The organism is Kribbella hippodromi (assembly GCF_039531045.1).
In the GTDB taxonomy this organism is placed as follows: domain Bacteria; phylum Actinomycetota; class Actinomycetes; order Propionibacteriales; family Kribbellaceae; genus Kribbella; species Kribbella hippodromi.
The window spans coordinates 453,862-461,466 of record NZ_BAAAPH010000002.1 but is presented as its reverse complement, the minus strand read 5'-3'; the positions used below and the strand labels follow the sequence as shown (position 1 = coordinate 461,466).

Genomic DNA, 7,605 nt, shown 5'->3' with positions numbered 1-7,605 from the left:
GGGGGGGGGGGGGGGGGGGGGGGGGGGGGGGGGGGGGGGGGGGGGGGGGGGTTGGCCAGCAGCTGCTGTTGGGGTTGGCGCTTGAGCTGAGGTTGGGACTTGAGTAGGGGTTGGGGTTGAGGGCGGAACTGGGGTTGGGGCGGGAGTTGGGGTTGGGGGTTGGGGGGTGGTGGGTGGTGGTTGTTCCGGGCCAGGGGTGGGTTGGGGGGCGGGTGGGGGTTGGGGGGTCGCCCCAGGGGATCAGGGTTTGGCGGGTGGTGGGGGTGCGGCCGCCGTCCAGTACGGGTGAGACGACTGCGCCGTGGCCGAGCATGCTTTGGACTCGGGACAGGGCTCGGTGGATGCGTTCGTCGGGGCCGCCGCCCCAGAGTCCGTCGGCGTGGGTGCCGAGCGGGTCCACCTGGTCGGGGATCAGGCGCACCCGGACTACCGGTGAGGTCAGCTCGCTGGTTGCCGTGCCGCTCCCCTGGAGCTGCCAGCGGACCCGGTCGACGATGTCCGCGGCGGTGAACCAGCGTGGGTGCAGCCAGTCGCGTTCGTGGATCCGGCCGGACTCGGTGCCGACCTCGACCCGCAGCGTCGTACACACCAGGCCGAGCTCGGTCAGCCGGGCGATCAGGTCGTCGGCGACCGCCCGGACCGCGAACGCGACCTGGTCGACCCGGTCGACGGCCGGCTCGAAGTCGAGTACGCGGGTCAGCTCCGGCGGGATGTCCCGGCCGGTCACCGGACGGTCGTCGCCCCCGCGGGCGAGCCGGTGGGCGAACGCACCCTCCGGACCGAACCGGGTCAGCACCTCCGTCCCGGACAGTCGCGCGAACGCACCCAGCGAGCGCAGGCCGAGTCGGCGGAGCAGATCGGTGAGTACCGGCCGCTCCAGCAGATCGACCGACAACGGCGCGAGGAACTCGGGCGATCCACCCACCGGAACCACGTGCACCCGCGTACGCGCTGAGCTCGCCCGGGCTGCCTGCTCCGCGGCGAACGGGCCGTCCGCGATCCCGACCCGGCTGCCCTGTACATCGAACGTTTCCAACCGGTCGAGCAGCTTCGTCGCGGCCGCTTCCTCACCGCCGTAGAAGCGGGCCGGGCCGCGCGCCTTCAACGCGCACATCCCCGGACGGATCACCTGTACGCCGGGGGTGATCGCCTCCAGGCACGCGATCACCGGGTCGAACGCCCGCGCGTCGCTCACCGGGTCGTACTTGAGCACGACCAGCTCCGGGCACCGCGACTGCGCATCCCGCGCCCGCTGCCCGCGCCGCACCCCCTCGGCCCGCGCGGCGGCGGAAGTGGCGAGTACTTTGCCTTTCTCCAGTACGGCGATCGGTTCTTCCGGCGACCGCCCCGCCGCCACCGCGGCAGCAACAACCGGCCAGTCCGGCACCCAAATCACCATCGCCCGAACCAACCCCCGCCGATCAGTCACCCGACCACCCCCATCCGCTCACCCTCATCCGCTCACCCCCGGGCAGCCGCCATTGACGCGTCATCCGGCTGCCTCGATTGGGGTGGGCCAGGGGGTTGGTTGGGGTGTTGTGGTGGGGGTGGCGGGGTGGATGGTGCCGTCGGGGGCGGGTAGCCAGAGGTGGTGGTTGGTGGGGGTGGCGGCGCGGCGGGTGGTTACCGTGACGGTTGCTTGGCGGGCGGTGAGCAGTCCTTCACCGGTGCCCAGGCCGGTCCAGGCGCTGCTCTCGATCTCGAACCTGGCTTCGCTGCCGGGCCAGGAGCCGGATGCGATCAGCATCGCGCCGCGGGTCCGGAGGCGGGCGGCCAGCCGGGACGCCTCCCCCGGTGTCACCTCGCCGGGTGGGCGGACGACCACGACGGTCAGCGCGTCGACCAGGGCGGCGACGACGCTGAGCCAGTCCGGGCCTGGGTGTGGGACCAGCACCAGGCGCTCCAGGTCGATGCCGAATCCGTGCGCTGCCTCGACACCGAACGACGGGATGCCGACGACTCCGCACCAGGCGCCGTCCGCGGATGGTCCGGCCATCAGCGCCATCGTCAGGGCGGTGCTGCCACGCACCGAGTACACCGATCCGCCGCGCAGGTTGGCGCCTGCCAGTAGTCCGCTCACTGCGGGGTGGGTGGGGAGGTTGCGGTCCACCTCCGCGGTGTCGAGCGCCTGCTGCACCCGAGCCGCCGAGGGAATCCGGGTCCCACCAACAGAAGCCAGCCGCACCTCCGCGCCGTCCGGGCCAAGCTGAGTGGAGCCGGCAGAGCTCTCGCAGGTGTGGTGGGGGCGGGTGGAGCCGCAGCCGGCCGAGTCGGCGTGCGGGTGGTCCGGGTGGTGGGGGTCGCGATCGGAGCTGGTGGAGGACGGGTCGGTGGGGTCGGGGTAGGCGGAATCGTGGTGGGTCAGGGCGGCGTGAGGGTGGCGCGAGTGGTGGGGGTGGTGGGAGACGGTGTGGGGATGGTGGGAGTCGGGGTGGAGGTGGTCCGGGTGGTGGGGGTCGGGGTCGAAGCTGGTGACTGGTGGGGTGGGGGGCTCGGGAGGGGGTTGGGAAGGGGCTGGGGTGGGGGTGGTTGCGGCTTTTTGGGCTTGGGCTTGGGCTAGGAGCAGGCGGGCTTTGTCGAGGGCCGTGGCTCGACTTGTGGGTGTCTGGATTCCCGCCATGACCCCATGTTCGAACACCTGTTCGAACATGTCAATCCGGTCGTCCACAAGGGCCGCCGGCGGTTAGGGTCTGGGGGTGCTGCGCGTCGAACATCCCCGGTTACAGTCCGCGATCCGGCAGGTCGAGGACAGTCTCGACGCCGCTTGGGACAGTTTCTGTGCGGACTCCGGCGTACGCCCGGAAACGCCGGAAGCCAGCCAGCTGGCCGAGGTCGTGCTTCAGGATCCGTCCGAGTTCGACTGGCGAGTGGTGGACGCCGCGCTGGACCGGATGATCTGCCCGGAGTGCGGCGCCAAGCTCGGCGCGGGTGTCACCGGATGCCCGAGCTGCGACCAGGCGAACGGCTTCCGGTTCGGAGCGCGGGAGACCGACCGCCCGGATGTACCGCCGGGCAACGAGCACGCCATCCGCGTCTCGTCCGCAGTCGCCCGTACCCGGCACCGCTACTCCCCGCGCGCCCGCGCCGGCTACGAGCTGCTCCTCCCCGATCTGCTCGACGGCGCGCTCCCCACCACCGCACAGGCCCAGCACGCCAAGCACCTGGTCAACCAGCTCACCGACGACGAGCTGGAGCGCCTCATCACCCCAGCCGACCTCGACCGAAAGAGCACCTGATGGACCAGCTGTACGCCGCCGTCGTCCAGCACCACGAGGACCTGGCGGCTTGGCTGTCCGGTAGAGCTGCCGCTGAGGCCCTGAACCGGTTCCAGCAGGCCCACCACCCGGACTTCACCCTGGTCACCATCGACGGCACCCGTCTGGACCTGCCGACGTTGACGAACGCACTCAGCACCTCCCACAACGCAGTACCGGGGCTGACGATCAGCATCGAGGAGTTCGAGCTGGTGGTGGCGACAGCTGACCTTGTCGTGTGCAGGTTCCTGGAGCGTCACTCGGTCGGCGGCGTACGCCGGGTGACCGCGGTTCTGGTAGCGGACACGCACCAGTGGCTGACTGTGCACGAGACTTCGGTGCGCTAGCAGGACGCATAGGGTGGTGGCATGCCACGGACTATTGCCACCAACACCAAGGTCCAGATCGACGAGTTGCTGGAGTTTGTCCGGCCGCGTCATCACATGCTGCTGCTCACCACGCGCGCGGACGGTACGGCGCAGGCGTCGCCGGTGTCCGGTGGTGTGGACGCGGAAGGGCGGATCGTCATCTCCTCGTACCCGGAGCGGGCCAAGAGCAAGAACGTGAAGCGGACCGGTCAAGCCGGTGTAGTAGTGCTGTCGGACGAGTGGAACGGCGCCTGGGTGCAGGTGGACGGCCGGGGTGAGGTGATCGAGCTGCCGGACGCAGTGGAGCCGCTGGTCGACTACTTCCGCGCCATCTCCGGTGAGCACCCGGACTGGGACGAGTACCGCGAGGCGATGGTGCAGCAGGGCAAGTGCCTGATCCGGATCACCCCGGAGCGCTGGAGCCCGATCGCAACCGGCGGCTTCCCTGCCCGCCTGGCCGACTGAAGCACCCCGGCCGAAGTGATGCGTACGGCACTAGTGGTGCACGCCCACCCGGACGACGAGGTGTTCACCACCGCCGCCGCCACTGCCCTGCTGCAAGAACAGGGCTGGCATGTCGTACTCCGCGTAGCAACCGCCGGCATGCACGGCTCCGCCGACCACCTCACCGCTTCCTGTGCACTACTAGGCATCAACGAGTGGGACTGGCTCGGTGCACCGGACCAGTGGATCGACGACGGCGGCCGGAGCGGACCACGTACCCTAGCCGCCGCGCCACCGGACGACATCGCCGCAGCTGTTGAACAGGCAGCACTCGCCGTGAACCCACAGCTGATCCTCACAGTCGGCAGAGATGGACTGACCGGCCACCCGGACCACATCGCCATCTCACAAGGCGTTCAGCGAGCACTCCGGCGCATCGACTGCCAGGCACTGGGTGCACGCGTCAGAGCTCAGGACGTACGCGCAGGTGAGGCCCTGGTCCAGCGACTCGCGCCGGGTGAGCAGATCGGGTCAGGCCAAGTCACCGGCTGCCCGGACGACGCTCCGCTCGAGGAGATGAGCGGAGCGTTCGAGCAGCGCCGCAGGCAAGCCATGGACGAGTACTACCCCGGTCTTGGCAGCAAACCGCTCGCTGAGCTGATCGGAGTTCACCGAGCGAGCAGCGACGGTCTCCTGCTACGAGCAGTGTTCGATGCGGCCGGCTGGCAAGTGGATCGCTTCGAAGACCTCACGAACCACTAGAGCTACTAGGACCATCAGAGCGACCGGAGCGACGCTCCATCGTCTCGGTGATGCGCTGCATGGCGCCTTCCAGGTGCTCCCGCAGCGCCGCCTCGGCCCCCTCCTCGTCATGCGCGACGCACGCGTCGAGGATCGCCTGGTGCTCCCGGCGGGTCTGCTCGATCCGGGCCTTGGTCTGCCGCGAGCCGAACCGGTAGCGCTCACTGTTCTGCCAGACCGGTTCGATCGCCCGCGGCAGCCACCGCGAACCGCCGGACCGGTAGATCGCGAAGTGGAACTCGGTGTGGGCCTGCCGGGACGCGATGTTGTCGCCCAGCTTGGACAGCCGGACGTGGTCGGCCAAGGCGGCCCGGGCGCTCGCCGCGTCCGAGTCGGAGAACCGTGTGGCGGCAGCACGTACTGCCAGCGACTCCAGCGCCAGCCGGGTCGCGTGCGTGTCGCGCAGGTCCTCCATCGACAGTTCCCGGACCCACGCGCCCTTGTGCGGGACGATCTCGACCAGGCCGAGCGCGGCCATCCGGCGGAGCCCTTCGCGGATCGGCATCTGGCTCATGTCGAGCCGTTTGGCGAGCTCCTCGAGCCGGAGCGCCGTACCGCTGGGAAGCTCGCCGGACAGGATCAGTTCGTGCAGTTCGGCGGCAGCTTCCTCAGCGAGCGTACGACGGCCGGTCGGCCCCCCAGGCGTAAGCTCGAGTCGTCGGATCATCAGTAGCAGGCTGCCTCTCTCCTCCACGCGCACACAATGTTGCATACAACTCTGGAGGTACCGTAGCCGCCGACCGGGCTTCCCGGGGCCATCCGGCAACAGATTGCTCAGCTCAGCCCCACAAACCACTGTGGTCTAGGCCACGCGGCCCCCAGGCAGCAGCGTCAGCCCAGTGCCGTCAGGTCCAGCAAAACCCGCCCTGCTTGCCGGTCCAGGATCTCACCGGCGCGGTCCGCGGGCAGCACCTCGTACTCCGCTCGCCAGGAAACGGATGCGATGTCTGCCAACGCCTGACCGACCGCATCCGCTGCCAGTACGGTCCGTTGCAGATTCACCGGCAGGACGCGAAGGTCCCGGCCGATCAACTGATGCAGATCGATCGTGGTGAACTCACCGGCCTTGTACCCGAGTACGGCGATCCGCCCGCCCGGAGTGATGTGTCCGAGTACCCCACCGGCCACCGGTCCGCCCATGGTGTCGATCGCCGCATCGCACCAGGAAAGCTCCCGGCCCACCTGTCCCAGACCGTCCACCCGGACGAGCTGGTCCACCAGTCCGGTCGCGCTGTCGACCCGGTCATGCTCCGACACCAGACCGATCACCCGAGCCGCTCCGGCGGCCCGTGCGGTCACAGCACACATCCGGCCGAGCAGACCGGTCACTCCGGTAACTACAACGGTCTCCCCCACGCCGACAGCAGCCACGCGGCGTACGGCGGTATGCGCCGTCAAGGCCGGTGTCAGCAGCGCCAGCGCGGTGCCCGGCTCGAGTGAGGCCGGCACCGGATGTACGGCAGCATCAGGCACCACCGCGTACCGCCCCCACACACCGGACCGCGTCACGCCAACCCCAGCACCGCGTACGACCACAGCCGTACCAGCTTCGAAGCTGTCCGAGCTGACCACCACCCCGGCACCTTCGGAACCTGGTACGAACGGCGCGGCGGGCTGCTTGCCCGCGAGCGTCGACCGGTCCTGTGATGTGACAGCGGCCAACCGCATCTCTACCAACGTCTCACCGCGACCAGCGGACAGCTCGACCACATCGGTCTTCAGCTGCTCGCCCGGCCCATGACTGTGCAACACAGTCCCCCGCGTACTCATGCCTCTTCTTCCCCGTTCACCACGATTTGATATCTGATCACGACCTCGACCAGAAAGAACACCTGTCCCACTACTCGGTGACCTCCCGCGCAAGCGGCCGGGTGAGTTCCCCGGCCGCCGCGGACCGGGCGGCGGACACCTCGTCGCTGCCCATCGGGAACGGCCAGTCGCTGCCGGCCAATACCCGGTCGGGCCCGAACGTTCTCGTCAGCAGGTCCATGACGGCACCGTCGTGCACCAGGTCGTCGACGTAGAACCGGCGCAGCGCCTCGGCCACCGGCAGGGTCAGTGGCTCGATGCCAGGCCGGGCCTGGTCGATCCCGCGCTGCCACCGCCCGGCGACAGCCGCCGTCACACCACCCCCATGGCACAGACAGAACCGGATACCCGGGAACCGCCCCGGCACGTCCGCGAAGACGAGCGAGGCCGCCGCCACTCCGGTTTCGTACGGATTTCCCAACAGGTTCGACAGGTAGAACGAGTCAAGCCGCTTGTCGTCACTGGCACCGGGGTGGATCAGCGTGAACGCCTCCACCTCGTCCAGCACCTGCCAGACCGGGTCGAGCCCGGCATAGCTCGGCGTACCAAGGGCGAAGCCGCTGAACACGCCCTCGCCGGCCAGTCCGGCCGCTACACCAGGAGCGGCCGGATCGAGCAACGGTAGATGGGCTAGCACGCGTAGCTGCGGTGTGGCGAGCTCTCGGAGCCCCTGGTTCACCAGCTCGACCCAGTCGGCGCCGAGGTCGTACCGGAACAACGCCGGAGGTACTGAGACCACGGCACCGTCCAGGTCCTGCTCTGCGATCCAGTGCAGCAGTGCGGTCGGGTCAGCGAGCCGGCGCAGCGGCAGCCGCCCGCCGTCGACGACCAGCGAACCGCTGTCGACGGACAGCCCGAACTCACCCCGGTGCGCCGCCGCCAGTACGGTCGGCGGGATCAGGTGGGTGTGGACGTCCCAACCAGCCATG

Annotated in this window: 9 protein-coding genes; 4 read left to right on the top strand and 5 right to left on the bottom strand. The window is 69.6% G+C overall.

Annotated elements, in window-relative coordinates:
* Both ABD260_RS04860 and ABD260_RS04855 read right to left on the bottom strand, forming a co-directional pair.
* Positions 1-1,429, bottom strand: a 1,429-nt coding sequence (locus ABD260_RS04860) for a DNA polymerase Y family protein (RefSeq protein ID WP_344232087.1), incomplete at its 3' end; no start/stop codon positions are given.
* A 60-nt stretch (positions 1,430-1,489) separates the two neighbouring features.
* Positions 1,490-2,185 (bottom strand): hypothetical protein, encoded by a 696-nt coding sequence (locus ABD260_RS04855; protein ID WP_344232086.1) that lies wholly within the window; start codon positions 2,183-2,185, stop codon positions 1,490-1,492.
* Positions 2,186-2,696: 511 nt separating this feature from the next.
* Between ABD260_RS04855 and ABD260_RS04850 the strand changes: the two genes are divergently transcribed.
* Genes ABD260_RS04850 through ABD260_RS04835 form a run of 4 tightly spaced genes read left to right on the top strand, consistent with a single transcriptional unit; the run spans position 2,697 to position 4,828 of the window.
* Positions 2,697-3,236, top strand: a complete 540-nt coding sequence (locus ABD260_RS04850) for a hypothetical protein (protein WP_344232085.1) — start codon at positions 2,697-2,699, stop codon at positions 3,234-3,236.
* Positions 3,236-3,601: a hypothetical protein gene (locus ABD260_RS04845; protein WP_344232084.1), complete on the top strand. Its 366-nt coding sequence runs from the start codon at positions 3,236-3,238 to the stop codon at positions 3,599-3,601. Before ABD260_RS04850 ends, ABD260_RS04845 begins: the two co-directional genes overlap by 1 nt.
* 21 nt (positions 3,602-3,622) lie before the next feature.
* The gene (locus ABD260_RS04840; protein ID WP_344232083.1) at positions 3,623-4,087 is read left to right on the top strand and encodes a PPOX class F420-dependent oxidoreductase; all 465 of its coding nucleotides are present in this window, start codon (positions 3,623-3,625) and stop codon (positions 4,085-4,087) included.
* Between the two features lie 18 nt (positions 4,088-4,105).
* Positions 4,106-4,828 carry a PIG-L deacetylase family protein gene (locus ABD260_RS04835; protein ID WP_344232082.1) on the top strand — a complete coding sequence of 241 codons (723 nt, stop codon included), beginning with the start codon at positions 4,106-4,108 and terminating at the stop codon, positions 4,826-4,828.
* Here ABD260_RS04835 and ABD260_RS04830 read toward each other — a convergent pair.
* From ABD260_RS04830 to ABD260_RS04820, 3 genes are all read right to left on the bottom strand, one after another.
* Positions 4,815-5,534, bottom strand: coding sequence for a GntR family transcriptional regulator (locus tag ABD260_RS04830; RefSeq protein WP_344232081.1), 720 nt, complete (start codon positions 5,532-5,534; stop codon positions 4,815-4,817). The genes ABD260_RS04835 and ABD260_RS04830 overlap by 14 nt on opposite strands.
* Positions 5,535-5,698: 164 nt before the next feature.
* The gene (locus ABD260_RS04825; protein ID WP_344232080.1) at positions 5,699-6,637 is read right to left on the bottom strand and encodes an alcohol dehydrogenase catalytic domain-containing protein; all 939 of its coding nucleotides are present in this window, start codon (positions 6,635-6,637) and stop codon (positions 5,699-5,701) included.
* Positions 6,638-6,707: 70 nt separating this feature from the next.
* On the bottom strand, positions 6,708-7,604 hold the full coding sequence (locus ABD260_RS04820; protein ID WP_344232079.1) for an amidohydrolase family protein: 897 nt from the start codon (positions 7,602-7,604) through the stop codon (positions 6,708-6,710).
* Position 7,605: the final 1 nt, after the last annotated feature.

What these genes read in the sequence shown, in the direction of transcription:
- ABD260_RS04820 (WP_344232079.1), bottom strand. Translation starts at nt 7,604, where the DNA reads ATGGCTGGTTGGGACGTCCACACCCACCTGATCCCGCCGACCGTACTG.
- ABD260_RS04845 (WP_344232084.1), top strand. Translation starts at nt 3,236, where the DNA reads ATGGACCAGCTGTACGCCGCCGTCGTCCAGCACCACGAGGACCTGGCG.
- ABD260_RS04835 (WP_344232082.1), top strand. Translation starts at nt 4,106, where the DNA reads ATGCGTACGGCACTAGTGGTGCACGCCCACCCGGACGACGAGGTGTTC.
- ABD260_RS04830 (WP_344232081.1), bottom strand. Translation starts at nt 5,534, where the DNA reads ATGATCCGACGACTCGAGCTTACGCCTGGGGGGCCGACCGGCCGTCGT.
- ABD260_RS04825 (WP_344232080.1), bottom strand. Translation starts at nt 6,637, where the DNA reads ATGAGTACGCGGGGGACTGTGTTGCACAGTCATGGGCCGGGCGAGCAG.
- ABD260_RS04840 (WP_344232083.1), top strand. Translation starts at nt 3,623, where the DNA reads ATGCCACGGACTATTGCCACCAACACCAAGGTCCAGATCGACGAGTTG.